The following is a 14,432-nucleotide window of genomic DNA, read 5'->3' as shown; positions in this document are numbered from 1 at the left end:
AAAGGGGCCCGCCTTAGCGGACCCCCAAATCTGTCATCCCAATGCGGCGATCTAGAGATCGAGCACCAGGCGTTCCGGCGCTTCAAGGCTTTCCTTGACGCGAACCAGGAAAGTAACGGCTTCCTTGCCGTCAACGATACGGTGATCATAGCTCAGCGCCAGATACATCATCGGCCGGATGACGATCTGCCCGCCAACCACCACGGGACGATCCTGGATCTTGTGCATGCCCAGAATACCCGACTGCGGGGCATTGAGGATGGGCGTGCTCATCAGCGAACCATAGACGCCACCATTGGAGATGGTGAAGGTGCCGCCCTGCATGTCGGCCATCGACAGCTGACCGTCGCGGGCCTTCTTGCCCAGGGCATTGATGGCCTTTTCGATGTCGGCAATGCTCATCTGGTCGGCATCGCGCACCACCGGCACCACGAGGCCCTTGTCGGTACCCACGGCCACGCCGATATTGGCATACTGCTTGTAGATCAGGTCATCGCCATCGATCTCGGCATTGACCGCCGGGATCTCCTTGAGGGCATGCACGACGGCCTTGGTGAAAAAGCCCATGAAGCCGAGCTTGACGCCGTGCTTCTTCTCGAACAGTTCCTTGTACTGGGTCCGCAGCGCCATTACCGGCGCCATGTCCACCTCGTTGAAGGTGGTCAGCATGGCGGCGCTGTTCTGCGCTTCCTTGAGGCGGCGGGCGATAGTCTGGCGCAACCGCGTCATCTTCACGCGCTCTTCGCGCACGCCTTCGTCGACTGGGGCGCGGGCCGCCACGGGTGCCTTGGCCTCGGCTGGCTTGGCGGCCGGCGCGGCTGCCGCAGCAGGCGCTGCTGGTGGGGCAGCGGCAAGCTTGCTCATGGCCGACAACACGTCTTCCTTGAGCACCTGGCCTGCCTTGCCCGAACCGGCAATGGTGCCGGCATCAAGGCCGTTCTCGGCAATCATCTTCTGTGCCGAGGGGGCCGGGGCCCGGTCGGTCGCCGTGACCGGCTGTGCAGCAGGCTCGGGCTTGATCTCTTCGGGACCGGCAGCGTTGTTGGCCGGCGCTGCCGACTTGGCTTCGGCTGGCGCCGCAGCGGCAGGCTTGGCCGTCACGGTGACGCCGGCAGCGCCGCCGATGGCGCCCAGCAATGCGCCCACATCGACCGTCTCGCCCTGCTGGGCGGCAATCGCTTCGAGCACACCGGCGGCCGGCGCCGGCACTTCGATCGTGACCTTATCGGTTTCGAGTTCGACAATCGGCTCATCGGCAGCGACGGTATCGCCAACCTTCTTGAACCATTGCCCGATGGTAGCTTCAGTGACGCTTTCGCCCAGCGTCGGCACGCGGATTTCAGTCGACATGTATAGTCCTTTTATTGTGCCAAGGCTTCGTCGAGGAAGGCCTGCAGCTGTGCCAGATGCGTACGCATCAGGCCCGTTGCCGTGGATGCAGAAGCCGGACGACCGGTATAGCGCACGCGCTGGCCGGTCCGGCCCATCTGGTCGAATACCCATTCAACATAAGGCTGAATGAAGGCCCAGGCACCCATATTCTTGGGTTCTTCCTGGCACCAGATGACTTCGGCATTTTTGAAGCGGTTCAATTCGTCCAGCAGCGCCTTGGCCGGGAACGGATAGAGCTGCTCGATACGCAGCAGATAGACATCGTCGATGCCCTTCTTTTCGCGATCTTCCAGCAGGTCGTAATAGACCTTGCCGGTGCACAGCACGACGCGGCGGATCTTGTCGTCGCTGGTCAGCTTGGTCGTGGTCTTGGGCACGCCCGGCGCTTCGGCATCATCCCACAGCAGGCGGTGGAAGCACGAGTCGGGACCCATTTCGACGAGGCCCGAGGTGGCGCGCTTGTGGCGCAGCAGGCTCTTGGGCGTCATCAGGATCAGCGGCTTGCGGAAGTCGCGCTTCACCTGACGGCGCAGGGCATGGAAGTAATTGGCCGGCGTGGTGCAGTTGGCGACCTGCATATTGTCTTCGGCACAGAGCTGCAGGAAGCGTTCGGGACGCGCCGAGGAATGCTCGGGGCCCTGGCCTTCATAGCCATGCGGCAGCAGCATCACGAGTCCACTCATGCGGAACCACTTGCGCTCGCCCGAACTGATGAACTGGTCGATGACCACCTGCGCGCCATTCACGAAGTCGCCGAACTGGGCTTCCCAGATGGTCAGCGCCTTTGGCTCGGCGAGGGAATAGCCATATTCAAAGCCCAGCACCGCCTCTTCCGACAGCATCGAGTTGATGACTTCGTAGCGGCACTGCTCGGGATCGAGATTGTTGAGCGGCGTATAGGTCTTGTTGTCGACCAGCTGGTCATTGAGCACCGAATGGCGCTGGCTGAACGTGCCGCGTTCGACGTCCTGGCCGCTCAGGCGCACCGGATGGCTCTCCGTCACCAGCGTGCCAAAGGCCAGCGATTCGGCCGTAGCCCAGTCCACGCCCTCGCCGGACTCGATCGCCGCGAGGCGATTGTCCATGAAGCGCTTGACCGTCTTGTGGACGTTGAACCCTTCGGGAACGCGCGTCAGCGCCGTACCGATCTTGACCAGTTGGTCGATCTCGACCCCGGTCTCGCCGCGGCGCGGCCCTTCGGCATCGGCGGGCCGGAAATCCTTCCAGGCGCCGTCGAGCCAGTCGGCCTTGTTCGGACGATAGTCCTGGCCGGCCTCGAATTCCTTTTCCAGCGTCGCGCGCCAATCGGCCTTGAGCTGGTCGATATCGGCAGCCGACAACAGGCCTTCGCCCACCAGCTTTTCCGAATAGATCTCGAGCGTGGTCTTGTGCGCGCGGATCTTGGAATACATCAGCGGCTGGGTGAAGCTGGGCTCGTCGCCCTCATTATGGCCATGCCGGCGATAGCAGAACATGTCGATGACGACGGGCTTGCCGAACTTCTGGCGATATTCCACCGCCACCTTGGCAGCAAACACCACCGCTTCGGGATCATCGCCATTCACATGCAGCACCGGCGCCTCGATCATCTTGGCGACGTCGGTCGGATAGGGCGAGGAGCGCGAATACATCGGCGACGTAGTGAAGCCGATCTGGTTGTTGATCACGAAGTGGATCGAACCACCCGTACGATGCCCCTTGAGGCCGCTGAGGCCCAGGCATTCGGCGATCACACCCTGCCCGGCAAAGGCCGCATCGCCATGAATCAGCAGCGGCAGCACCATCGACCGGTCGGGCTTGCCCTCGGTCGGAATGTTGACCAGCTTGCCCTCGGGCGCGATGTGCTGGTCTTGCTTGGCGCGCGACTTGCCCAGCACCACCGGATCGACGATCTCGAGATGGCTGGGATTGGCCGTCAGCGACAGATGCACCTTCTTGCCGTCGAACTCGCGGTCCGACGAGGCACCCAGATGGTACTTCACGTCGCCCGAACCCTCGACATCGTCGGGGTAGAAGGCGCCGCCCTTGAACTCGTGGAACAGGGCGCGATGCGGCTTCTGCATCACCTGGGTCAGCACGTTGAGACGACCGCGATGGGCCATGCCCAGCACGATATCCTTGATCCCCAGCGCGCCGCCGCGCTTGATGATCTGCTCGAGCGCCGGAATCGTGGCCTCGCTGCCATCCAGGCCAAAGCGCTTGGTGCCGGTATATTTGACGTCGATGAACTTCTCGAAGCCCTCGGCCTCGATCAGCTTGCCCAGGATGGCCTTCTTGCCTTCCGGGGTGAAGGAAATTTCTTTGTCCGGCCCCTCGATGCGCTCCTGGATCCACTGCTTGGCTTCAGGATCGGAGATGTGCATGAACTCGATGCCCAGCGTGCCGCAATAGGTGCGCTTGAGGATCGCCAGCATTTCCGGAATCGTCGCGTATTCCAGGCCCAGATAGTTGTCGATGAAGATCTTGCGGCTGTAATCGGCTTCGGTGAAGCCGTAGCTCTTGGGATCGAGCTCGGGCGCCGGCTCGTCGGCCTTCATCTTGAGCGGGTCGAGATCGGCATGCAAATGCCCGCGCATGCGATAGGCCCGGATCATCATAATCGCACGAATGGAGTCCCGCGTGGCCTGCAGCACGTCAGCGGTGCTGGCCTTGTCCACGCCGATGGCCTCAGCCTTCTTGGCGATGGCCTTCTCGGTCTTGACCGCGATGTCGCCCCAATTGCCGTCCAGCGCACTGACCAGCTCGCCATTGGCGGCCTGCGGCCAGTCCTTGCGGCCCCAGCTCGGGCCGTCGGCGTTCTTCTGGGCTACGCCCTCGCCGTCATCCAGCTTGGAAAAGAAGCTCTGCCAGGTCTCGTCGACGCTGGAAGGATCGCCTTTGTACCTTGAGTACAATTGCTCGATATAATCGGCGTTCCCACCATAGAGGAACGAGGTCAGCAAGAACGTGTCGTTCTTTTCCTGTCGTGTCATCGCTTTTTTCTCGCGAGGCCCACGCCCCGCCATCCTTCTGGTCTAGCCGGACAGTCTCCGGCCTCATGAACGGTCATTGCTGGCAGGCACTATTGACCGTTCTTCCTTTGCATCCTGTTAAGACTTGCGGCGCCCCGCAAGGCGCCGCCAACCCTAACCTCAAATTCCGCCTGCCGCATCCCAACCGGTTAACACCGTTCTGTGTCCGAAGCGCGACCGACTTTGGGCTAACTTAGCCCTTGAGGACTTCGCTCAGCGTCCGGCCGATCCGTGCCGGCGACTTCGACATGCGGATACCCGCTGCCTCCATCGCTGCGATCTTGTCTTCCGCGCCGCCCTTGCCGCCCGAAATGACGGCGCCAGCATGGCCCATGGTGCGGCCCGGAGGGGCCGTCAGCCCGGCGATGAAGCCGGCCATCGGCTTCTTGCGGCCGCGCTTGGCTTCGTCGATCAGGAACTGGGCAGCGTCTTCTTCGGCCGAGCCGCCGATTTCACCGATCATTACGATCGACTTGGTCTCTGGATCGGCCAGGAACATTTCGAGCATGTCGATGAATTCGGTACCCTTGACCGGGTCGCCGCCGATACCCACGGCGGTGGACTGGCCGAGGCCTTCATTGGTGGTCTGGAACACGGCTTCATAGGTAAGCGTGCCCGAACGCGAAACAATACCCACCGAGCCCTTCGAGAAGATCGAACCGGGCATGATGCCGATCTTGCATTCTTCCGGCGTCAGCACGCCCGGGCAGTTGGGGCCGAGCAAGCGCGACTTGGACTTCTCGAGACGCGCCTTGACCCGCACCATGTCGAGCACCGGAATGCCCTCGGTAATGCAGACGATGAGCGGGATTTCGGCATCGATGGCTTCGATGATGGCGGCAGCAGCGCCGGGGGGCGGCACATAGACCACCGAGGCATTGGCGCCGGTGCGCTCCTTGCCTTCGGCAACGCTGGCAAACACCGGCAGCGACGCCGAGGCGTCGAGCCCGCTGGTCCAGATTTCGCCGGCCTTTTTGGGGTTCACCCCACCGACCATCTGGGTGCCGTAATAGGCCAGCGCCTGTTCGGTGTGGAAGGTACCGGTCTTGCCGGTGAGGCCCTGAACGAGAACCTTGGTGTCTTTATTGACGAGAATGGACATGGGTTTGGTCTCTCTTGCAGGGCTTAGGCAGCGGACTTGACGGCAGCGACGATCTTTTGCGCCGCGTCATCGAGGTCGTCGGCCGAAATCACGTTGAGGCCCGACTGATTCAGGATCGCCTTGCCTTCCTTGACGCGCGTGCCTTCGAGACGCACCACCAGCGGCACCTCAAGCCCGACTTCCTTGACCGCGGCGATCACGCCCTCGGCGATGACGTCGCAGCGCATGATGCCGCCAAAGATATTGACCAGAATGCCCTTCACGGCCGGATCGGCCGTGATGATCTTGAAGGCTGCGGTGACCTTTTCCTTGGTGGCGCCGCCACCGACGTCGAGGAAGTTGGCTGGCTCGGCGCCATAGAGCTTGATGATGTCCATGGTCGACATGGCCAGGCCCGCGCCATTGACCATGCAGCCGATATTGCCGTCGAGCGCCACATAGGCCAAGTCGAACTTGCTGGCTTCGATTTCCTTGGCGTCTTCTTCGCTCAGGTCGCGCAAAGCCTTGAGCTCTTCGTGGCGGAAGGCGGCATTGTTGTCAAAGCTCACCTTGGCGTCGAGCACGCGCAGATGGCCGTCGGTCATCACGATCAGCGGATTGACCTCGAGCATGCTCATGTCGGTTTCGACAAAGGCCTTGTAGAGGATCGGCATCAACGTGGCCGCATCGGCCTTGGCATCGCCATCGAGCGCCAGGGCGCTGACGATCTTGGCCACATCGGCTTCGGTGACGCCCGCGGTCGGGTCGATATCGACGCTGATGATCTTTTCGGGCGTGTGCTCGGCAACCGCCTCGATGTCCATGCCGCCTTCGGTGGAGACCACGAAGGAGACGCGGCCGCTGTCGCGGTTGACCAGCAGCGAGCAATAGAGCTCGCGGGCAATGTCGGCACCGTCTTCGATATAGAGCCGGTTGACCTGCTTGCCGGCCGGCCCGGTCTGCTTGGTCACCAGGGTATTGCCGAGCATTTCCTTGGAGAAGGCGACCACGTCGTCAATGGTCTTGGCCAAGCGCACGCCGCCCTTGGCGTCGGGGCCCAGTTCCTTGAACTTGCCCTTGCCACGCCCACCGGCATGGATCTGGCTCTTGACCACATAAAGCGGGCCGGGCAGCGACTTGGCGGCAGCAGCGGCTTCATCGGCCGAGAAGATTGCGACGCCGGCGGCAACCGGTGCGCCATACGATTTCAGCAGCTCTTTGGCCTGGTGTTCATGAATGTTCATTGTCTTGACCCTTTGGGAGGCACCTGGTGGTGCTCTGGGAGCCATCCGCCGAAACGGATGGCGTGGATTTCGAGAACCGGAGCAGCGCGCATCTCGGGAAACGCGCGCTCCGGAAGCGCAGAAAACCCCGCCAGGCGTCCGGCGGGGCTTTCAGAGTATTGTCAGGCCAGCTTTGGCGCGATCTTCTTGCAGGCCTCGATCAGGCCTTCAACGGCGCCGACCGACTTATCGAAAGCCTTCTGCTCGGCCGAATTGAGCGTGATCTCGACGACCTTTTCAGCGCCACCGGCGCCGATGACGACGGGCACGCCGACATAGGTGCCCTTCACGCCGAATTCGCCATTGAGATAGACGGCGGCGGGCAGCACGCGCTTCTTGTCCTTGAGGAAGCTCTCGGCCATGGCAATGGCCGAGGTGGCTGGCGCATAGAAGGCCGAACCGGTCTTGAGCAGGCCGACGATCTCGGCGCCGCCGTCACGGGTGCGCTGGATGATCTCTTCGAGCTTTTCCTTGCTCATCCAGCCCATCTTGACGATGTCGGTGAGCGGAATGCCGGCCACGGTCGAATAGCGCGCCAGCGGCACCATGGTGTCGCCGTGCCCGCCCATGACGAAGGCGTTGACGTCCTGCACCGAGACATTGAGTTCATCGGCGATGAAGTGGCAGAAGCGCGAGCTGTCCAGCACGCCGGCCATGCCGATCACCATATTGGTGGGCAGGCCGGAGAACTTCTGCAGCGCCCAGACCATGGCATCGAGCGGGTTGGTGATGCAGATCACGAAGGCCTTGGGCGCATATTTGGCAATGCCGGCGCCGACCTGCTCCATCACCTTGAGGTTGATTTCGAGCAGATCGTCGCGGCTCATGCCCGGCTTGCGCGGCACGCCGGCGGTGACGATCACCACATCAGCGTCCTTGAGATCTTCATATTTCGACGTGCCGGTGATCGAGGCATCATAGCCCTCGACTGGGGCCGACTGCGACAGGTCGAGCGCCTTGCCCTGCGGCACGCCATCAACGATATCGAACAGGACGATATCGCCCAGGTCCTTGAGAGCGGCGAGATGGGCGAGTGTACCACCAATCTGACCCGAGCCGATAAGAGCGATCTTCTTGCGCGCCATTAGTCCTCATCCCAACTGCGTTGAATTGGCGCACGTTTAACCCTGTCGGCTCAGAGGGGCAAGTGAACCCTTCGTCTAAACCACGCTTTGGCCCTTGCCGATGGGCGAAGGGGCCCTGCCCGATGGGCAATGGCGCGTCACCGCGCGCTACGAGGCGGCCTCGACCGGCACGTCGCGCAGACCCTGTGCCAGATAGTCTTCCGACTGCATCTCGATCAGCCGCGATACCGTGCGCTGAAATTCGAACGCGGTCTTGTCGTCCTTGCCCAGCTGTTCAAGCGGAACGGCAAAGCTGGCGCCCAGCTTGACGCCACGATCGTAGAGAGTGTCGATCAGCAGGATAAAGCGCTTGGCCTGATTGGACATGGTGCGGTCCATCTGCGGCACGCCATCGATGATGATGGCATCGAACTGATGAGCAATGCGCACGAAGTCGCGCGAGCCCAGCGGCTTTTCGCACAGATCGGCAAAGCCGAACCGCGCCGCGCCCAGCCAGGTCAGCGGCACAGCGATCTTGCGCCCGGTGCTTTCAACCACGCCCGGCGCGCCTGGCTCGCCCCCCGTCAGCCGCAGCCACAGCCGGTCCATCTTGGCCCGGGCCTCGTCGCCCGTGCCAAAGGCATAGACGTGCTGGCCGGCAAATTTCAGCCGCCGGTAATCCTGCGCCGCCGGCAGCGCCGCCACTGTCATATGGGCCTTGAGCAGGTCGATGAAGGGCAGGAACAATTGCCGGTTCAGCCCATCCTTGTAGAGGTCGTCAGGCACCACATTGGAGGTCGTGACCAGCGTCACGCCCGCCGCGAACAGCTTGTCGAACAGCCGCGCCAGCAGCATGGCATTGGTAATGTCATGCACATGCATTTCATCGAGACACAGCAGCACCAGCCCCGACTTGATGATGGGCTTGACCACCGCCTCGACCGGATCGGCATCCTTGCCCCTGGCGCTCTTGCGGAAGGCCGCCATGCCGGCATGGATCTCGTCCATGAATTCGTGGAAATGCACCCGCCTCTTGGTGACCGGCGCCGCGGCAAAGAACATGTCCATCAGCATGGTCTTGCCCCGCCCGACCTCGCCATGCAGGTAAAGCCCGCGCACCGGCACCTTCCGCCGGTCGAGCAGCTTGTCCAGCAGGCCGCGCGGCCTGCTCTCGTCCAGCCCGGCCAGTACATCGTCGAGCAGCAGCACGGCTTCGCGCTGTGCCGGATCAGCGCTCAGGGTGCCGCGCGCCACCAGCGCCTGATAGGCGCCCATGACGGGGCCGACGGCAGCGGCAGTTTCAGTGCGGCGGGGGCGAGGGGGCAAACGCAAGGCTCTCGATAGGCCTCATCCCGGCCGCCGGCATTTACCGCAGGGCGAAGGAAGAGGTCGTGGCGCGATCATGGTGGCAGGTCTCGTGGTTCGACACGCTCACCACGAGGTCTGCCGGACATGGGCAGACGAGACAAAACAATGGAGCCGGCCCACCGGGCCGGCTCCACCGAAATTCTAGCGGGCCATCGAGATGGCTTGGCCGCCGGCCATGGTGCCGATATAGCGACCGCTGCTTGGCGCGAGGAAAGCGGCAATATTGCCGTTTTCATCATAGAGCTGCAGCTGGCTGCCGACCTGCTGCCAGCCGGCCACGCCGGCCAGCACGGGAACCGCACAACCGGGCGCCGAGGCACGGAAATAGCTGGTGCCGGTCTTGACGGTCATCGGCAGGTTCAGCCGGCACTGCGCCGCGCCGGCCACCACGTTCCAAACGCCTTCAGGACCATTGGTCATCGCGCCGGCCGTTGGCGGGGCCAGGGGATCGAGCGAGACAATGGATGAGGGCGTGCCGACCGGGGTGCCGGTCAACTGCGTATTGGCGGCGACCTGGGTATTGCTGGTCGGGAACGTCGGATTGGCCGCCACGCCGCCGAGCACGGGCTGGCCGCCTAGGCCGGGGGCCACGGTGCCCGTGGCGCCGATCGCGGGCAGCGCGCCCTGCTGCACCACCGAATTCTGCACCGGCTGCAATTGCTGCGGCGTGCCGATCGTGTTGAGATTGGCGGTGTTTGATCCTGTCGAGGAACATCCCGCCACTACCAGCGCGATGGCTGCAATGCCCGCAGCGGAAACCAGTCCGCGCATCCAAACCGTCATTGGTCGCTCCTACCCAAAGGCTTAACAAAAGTTAACAGGTTGGCTGGCTTATAGCCAAAGCCTTTCCTGCATTCAACCGCCCATGGTCCGCAACTGACGTAAGGCACAGCAATGTGGCGCTTTACGGGTCGCCCACCACCATTTCCTTTAACAGTTCTGCGGCCAGAAGCGTTGCATCGGCCACTTCTTCTTCCGGCACCTGCACCGGCACGCCGCCCCGGCCGAAGATATTGCCCACCCCCGGCAACCCGCCTTCGCCCTGCTCGAGCGGGTGAAACCCATAGGCGCGCAGCGCCACCACCAGCATGCGCGCGGTGGCCGGGCTGTCGACATGGGCGATAACCTGATAACTCATACGCGTCTCCTTGCACCCGATCCTGACCGTCAAACCGTCTCGCGGCAAGCCCGCAGCGCGGCCTGGCGGGCGAACGCCTGCCCGTCTGGCGCGGCTTGCCAAGCCTGTCGCAACATGGTGCAGTTGGCGCCAGCCCTTTCACCGCATGGTGATTTGCCGCCTTGCCAACCGCCGCGCTTAGCATGCCGGACAACCTGTCTGCCCGGAGACCCGATGGGCGCCTATATTCTTCGCCGCATCCTGCTGATGATCCCGACCGTGTTCGGCATCATGGCCATTTCGTTCCTGATCACCCAGTTCGCCCCCGGCGGCCCGGTGGAGCAGGCGCTGGCCAATATGTCCGGCCAGAATGCCTCCATGACCGAGCGCATCACCGGCAGCGAGAGTGGCGACTTCACCGCCCAGCCGGCAAAGCCGACGGGCTCAGCCTATCGCGGCAGCCAGGGCCTGGCGCCCGAGCTGGTGGCGCGCATCGAGCAGCAGTTCGGCTTCGACAAGCCGCCGCTCGAGCGTTTCGGCAGCATGCTGTGGAACTACCTGCGCTTCGATTTCGGCGATAGCTATTATCGCGACATCTCGGTGATCGACCTGATCCTCGAGAAAATGCCGGTCTCCATCTCGCTGGGCCTGTGGATGACACTGCTGGCCTATGGCATTTCCATTCCGCTCGGCATCAAGAAGGCGGTCACCGATGGCAGCCGCTTTGACGTCTGGACCTCCACCATTGTCATCGTCGGCTATGCCGTGCCCGGCTTTCTCGTCGCCATTGCCCTGATCATCCTGTTTGCCGGCGGCAGCTTCTGGTCGATCTTTCCGCTGCGCGGCCTCCATTCCACCGGCTCGGCCAACTGGCCGTTCCATCTCTGGCTGCTCGACTATCTCTGGCATCTGGTGCTGCCCATCGTGGCCATGGGCCTGGGCGCCTTTGCCACCACCACCCTGCTGACCAAGAACTCTTTCATCGACGAAATCGGCAAGCAATATGTCACCACCGCCCGCGCCAAGGGCCTGACCGAAAACCAGGTGCTGTACCGCCACGTCTTCCGCAACGCCATGATGCTGATCATTGCCAGTTTCCCGGCCGCCTTTGTCGGCGCCTTCTTCGGCGGCTCGCTGCTGATCGAAACCATCTTCTCGCTCGATGGCCTGGGCCTGCTCGGCTTCGTCTCCGTCGTCACCCGCGATTATCCGGTGGTCTTTGCCACCCTCTATATCTTCAGCTTGCTCGGCCTCGTCATCTCGCTGCTCTCGGACCTGGCCTATATGTGGGTCGATCCGCGGCTCGATTTTGAAAGCCGCGAAGTATGAGCGCCACGACGGACATCGCGCCGGCCCAGCCGCGCCGGCCCTTTCTCAGCCCCATCAACCAGCGCCGCTGGGCCAATTTCCGCGCCAATCGGCGCGGCTGGTGGTCGCTCTGGCTGTTCCTGGCCTTTTTCGCCCTGACCCTGGGTTCCGAATTCATCGCCAATGACCGGCCCATCGTGGTTTCCTATGAAGGCGAACTGCTGTTCCCCGCCTTTGTCGATTATCCCGAAGCCCGCTTTGGCGGCTTTCTCGGCACGCCCGACTATCGCGGCGACTTCATGAAAGAGCAGATCGCCGCCAATGGTTGGGCCATCTGGCCACCCATCCAATTCAGCTATGGCACCGTCGACGGCTATCAGCCCGGCTCCGGCGCCACCCCGCCCAGCTGGCTGCTGAGCCGCGACCAGGCCTGCGCCCGCTATCCGCTCGGCGTCGACGATCCGGGCTGCAGCTGGAGCAATTTTCACTGGCTGGGCACCGATGGCGAAGCCCATGACGTCCTGGCCCGCCTGCTCTATGGCGTGCGCATTTCCATCCTCTTCGGCTTCACCCTGACCATCCTGTCCTCCGTCGTCGGCCTGTTTGCCGGCGCCATGCAGGGCTATTTCGGCGGCTGGCTCGACCTCATCGCCCAGCGCCTGATCGAAATCTGGACCGCCATTCCGGCGCTCTACCTGCTGCTGATCATTTCGAGCGTCATCGCCCCCAGCTTCTGGGTCCTGCTCGGCATCCTGCTGCTCTTCTCCTGGGTCTCGCTGGTGGGCATTGTCCGCGCCGAATTCCTGCGCGGCCGCAATTTCGAATATATCGCCGCCGCCCGCGCCCTGGGGGTTTCCAACATGACCATCATGTGGCGCCATCTGCTGCCCAATGCGATGGTCGCCACCCTCACCTTCATGCCCTTCATCCTCTCGGGCTCGGTCGTCACCCTCACCTCGCTCGACCTGCTCGGCCTTGGCCTCGAACCCGGCACGCCCTCGCTGGGCGACCTGCTGTTCCAGGGCAAGGAGAACCTGCAGGCGCCTTGGCTCGGCCTCACCGGCTTTTTCGCCATCGCCATCCTCATGACCCTGCTGGTCTTCATCGGCGAAGCCGTCCGCGACGCCTTCGATCCCCGCAAGGCTTTCGCATGACCACCCCCCTCCTCTCCGTCCGCGACCTCACCGTTGCCTTCGGCGCCAACCTGGCGACGCGCAATGTCTCCTTCGACATCGCCCCAGGCGAAACCCTGGCGCTGGTGGGCGAATCCGGTTCGGGCAAGTCCGTCACCGCGCTGTCCGTGCTCAAGCTCCTGCCGCCAACGGCGCAACTCTCCGGCCAGATCCTGTTCAAGGGCCAGGACCTCGTCACCGCCCCACCGGCGGAACTGCGCGCCGTGCGCGGCAACGACATTTCGATGATCTTTCAGGAGCCGATGAGCTCGCTCAACCCGGTCCATACCATCGAGCGCCAGATCGGCGAGGTGCTGGCCATCCATCAGGGACTGCGCGCCAGCGCCGCCCGCGCCCGCACGCTTGAGCTGCTCGACGCCGTCGGCATTGCCGATCCCAAGAGCCGGCTCGCCGCCTTCCCGCATCAACTGTCCGGCGGCCAGCGCCAGCGCGTGATGATCGCCATGGCCCTGGCCAATGAACCTGACCTGCTGATCGCCGACGAACCCACCACGGCGCTCGACGTTACCGTACAGGCCCAGATCCTCGTCCTTCTCAAGGACCTGCAGCAGCGCCTGGGCATGGCCATGCTGTTCATCACCCATGATCTGGGCATCGTCAAAACCATTGCCGACCGCGTCTGCGTCATGACCGAGGGTCAGATCGTCGAAACCGGCCCGGTCGCCCCGCTCTTTGCCGCGCCGCAACACGCCTATACGCGCCACCTGCTGGCCGCCGAACCGCGCGGCACCCCGCCCGTCAGCGACCCCACTGCGCCCACCCTTGTCGAGGTCAACGACCTCAAGGTCTGGTTCCCCATCAAGCGGGGCCTCCTGCGCCGCACCATGGGCCATATCCGCGCCGTCGACGGCGTCGATCTGACCATCCGCCGCGGCGAAACCCTGGGCGTGGTCGGCGAATCCGGCTCGGGAAAATCCACCCTGGGCTATGCCCTGCTGCGCCTCATCCCCTCCACCGGCCGCATCGTCGTGCTCGGCAATGAACTGCAGTCGCGTTCCTGGAAGGCCATGCGGCCGCTGCGCGCCGATCTGCAGATCGTCTTTCAGGATCCCTTCGGCTCGCTCAGCCCGCGCATGTCGGTCGACCAGATCATCGGCGAGGGCCTTGCCGTGCACCGGTCCCGCCTCAGCGCCGCCGAGCGCGATTCCCGCACCGTCGCGGCCCTCGAGGAAGTCGGCCTGCCGCCGGCAGCGCGCTTCCGCTATCCACACGAATTTTCCGGCGGCCAGCGCCAGCGCATCGCTATTGCCCGCGCTCTGGTGCTTGAGCCAAAGTTCGTCGTGCTCGACGAGCCGACCTCGGCGCTCGACGTCTCCATCCAGGCCCAGGTCGTCGATCTGCTGCGCGACCTGCAGCAGCGCCATGGCCTCACCTACATGTTCATCAGCCACGATCTCAAGGTGGTGCGCGCGCTGGCCAACCGCCTCATCGTCATGCGCGACGGCAAAATCGTCGAGCAGGGCGACGCCGCCGCCATTTTTGCCGCGCCGCAACAGGACTATACCCGCACGCTGATGGCCGCCGCCTTCAACCTCGCCGCCCCACCGATCCGTGACCAGGCGCCCCCTGTCGCGCCGTCATGATTGCGCTTAGTCTTCCGTCACAATTCCCGTTT

The 14,432-nt window shown here is 63.5% G+C and carries 11 protein-coding genes; 3 read left to right on the top strand and 8 right to left on the bottom strand.

All coding sequences use genetic code 11. The features are described 5' to 3' along the window. Positions 1-51 precede the first annotated feature (51 nt). From odhB to GDR53_RS12655, 8 genes are all read right to left on the bottom strand, one after another. On the bottom strand, positions 52-1,350 hold the full coding sequence (gene odhB / locus GDR53_RS12690) for a 2-oxoglutarate dehydrogenase complex dihydrolipoyllysine-residue succinyltransferase (protein ID WP_193334844.1): 1,299 nt from the start codon (positions 1,348-1,350) through the stop codon (positions 52-54). 11 nt (positions 1,351-1,361) lie between these two features. Then, positions 1,362-4,364 carry a 2-oxoglutarate dehydrogenase E1 component gene (locus GDR53_RS12685; RefSeq protein ID WP_193334843.1) on the bottom strand — a complete coding sequence of 1,001 codons (3,003 nt, stop codon included), beginning with the start codon at positions 4,362-4,364 and terminating at the stop codon, positions 1,362-1,364. A 232-nt stretch (positions 4,365-4,596) separates the two neighbouring features. Further along, on the bottom strand, positions 4,597-5,505 hold the full coding sequence (gene sucD, locus GDR53_RS12680; protein WP_193334842.1) for a succinate--CoA ligase subunit alpha: 909 nt from the start codon (positions 5,503-5,505) through the stop codon (positions 4,597-4,599). Positions 5,506-5,528: 23 nt separating this feature from the next. Further along, the gene (gene sucC / locus GDR53_RS12675) at positions 5,529-6,728 is read right to left on the bottom strand and encodes an ADP-forming succinate--CoA ligase subunit beta (protein WP_193334841.1); all 1,200 of its coding nucleotides are present in this window, start codon (positions 6,726-6,728) and stop codon (positions 5,529-5,531) included. A 161-nt stretch (positions 6,729-6,889) separates the two neighbouring features. Continuing rightward, positions 6,890-7,852 (bottom strand): malate dehydrogenase, encoded by a 963-nt coding sequence (gene mdh / locus GDR53_RS12670; RefSeq protein WP_193334840.1) that lies wholly within the window; start codon positions 7,850-7,852, stop codon positions 6,890-6,892. Between the two features lie 147 nt (positions 7,853-7,999). Then, positions 8,000-9,157 (bottom strand): cell division protein ZapE, encoded by a 1,158-nt coding sequence (gene zapE / locus GDR53_RS12665; protein ID WP_232846619.1) that lies wholly within the window; start codon positions 9,155-9,157, stop codon positions 8,000-8,002. 183 nt (positions 9,158-9,340) lie between these two features. Then, the gene (locus GDR53_RS12660) at positions 9,341-9,982 is read right to left on the bottom strand and encodes an AprI/Inh family metalloprotease inhibitor (RefSeq protein ID WP_193334839.1); all 642 of its coding nucleotides are present in this window, start codon (positions 9,980-9,982) and stop codon (positions 9,341-9,343) included. Positions 9,983-10,103: 121 nt separating this feature from the next. Then, positions 10,104-10,337, bottom strand: a complete 234-nt coding sequence (locus GDR53_RS12655) for a hypothetical protein (protein WP_193334838.1) — start codon at positions 10,335-10,337, stop codon at positions 10,104-10,106. 213 nt (positions 10,338-10,550) lie between these two features. Here GDR53_RS12655 and GDR53_RS12650 point away from each other — a divergent pair, with 213 nt between their 5' ends. The 3 genes from GDR53_RS12650 to GDR53_RS12640 are packed head-to-tail and all read left to right on the top strand — an operon-like array spanning position 10,551 to position 14,400. Then, positions 10,551-11,645 carry a microcin C ABC transporter permease YejB gene (locus tag GDR53_RS12650; protein ID WP_193334837.1) on the top strand — a complete coding sequence of 365 codons (1,095 nt, stop codon included), beginning with the start codon at positions 10,551-10,553 and terminating at the stop codon, positions 11,643-11,645. Then, entirely contained in the window at positions 11,642-12,778 is a 1,137-nt protein-coding gene (locus GDR53_RS12645; protein WP_193334836.1) for an ABC transporter permease, read from the top strand. Before GDR53_RS12650 ends, GDR53_RS12645 begins: the two co-directional genes overlap by 4 nt. After that, entirely contained in the window at positions 12,775-14,400 is a 1,626-nt protein-coding gene (locus GDR53_RS12640) for an ABC transporter ATP-binding protein (RefSeq protein ID WP_193334835.1), read from the top strand. The genes GDR53_RS12645 and GDR53_RS12640 overlap by 4 nt, the downstream gene beginning before the upstream one ends. Positions 14,401-14,432: the final 32 nt, after the last annotated feature.

It is taken from the genome of Devosia beringensis (genome assembly GCF_014926585.1).
GTDB classification, from domain to species: domain Bacteria; phylum Pseudomonadota; class Alphaproteobacteria; order Rhizobiales; family Devosiaceae; genus Devosia; species Devosia beringensis.
This window is presented reverse-complemented; position numbering and strand designations above follow the sequence as displayed.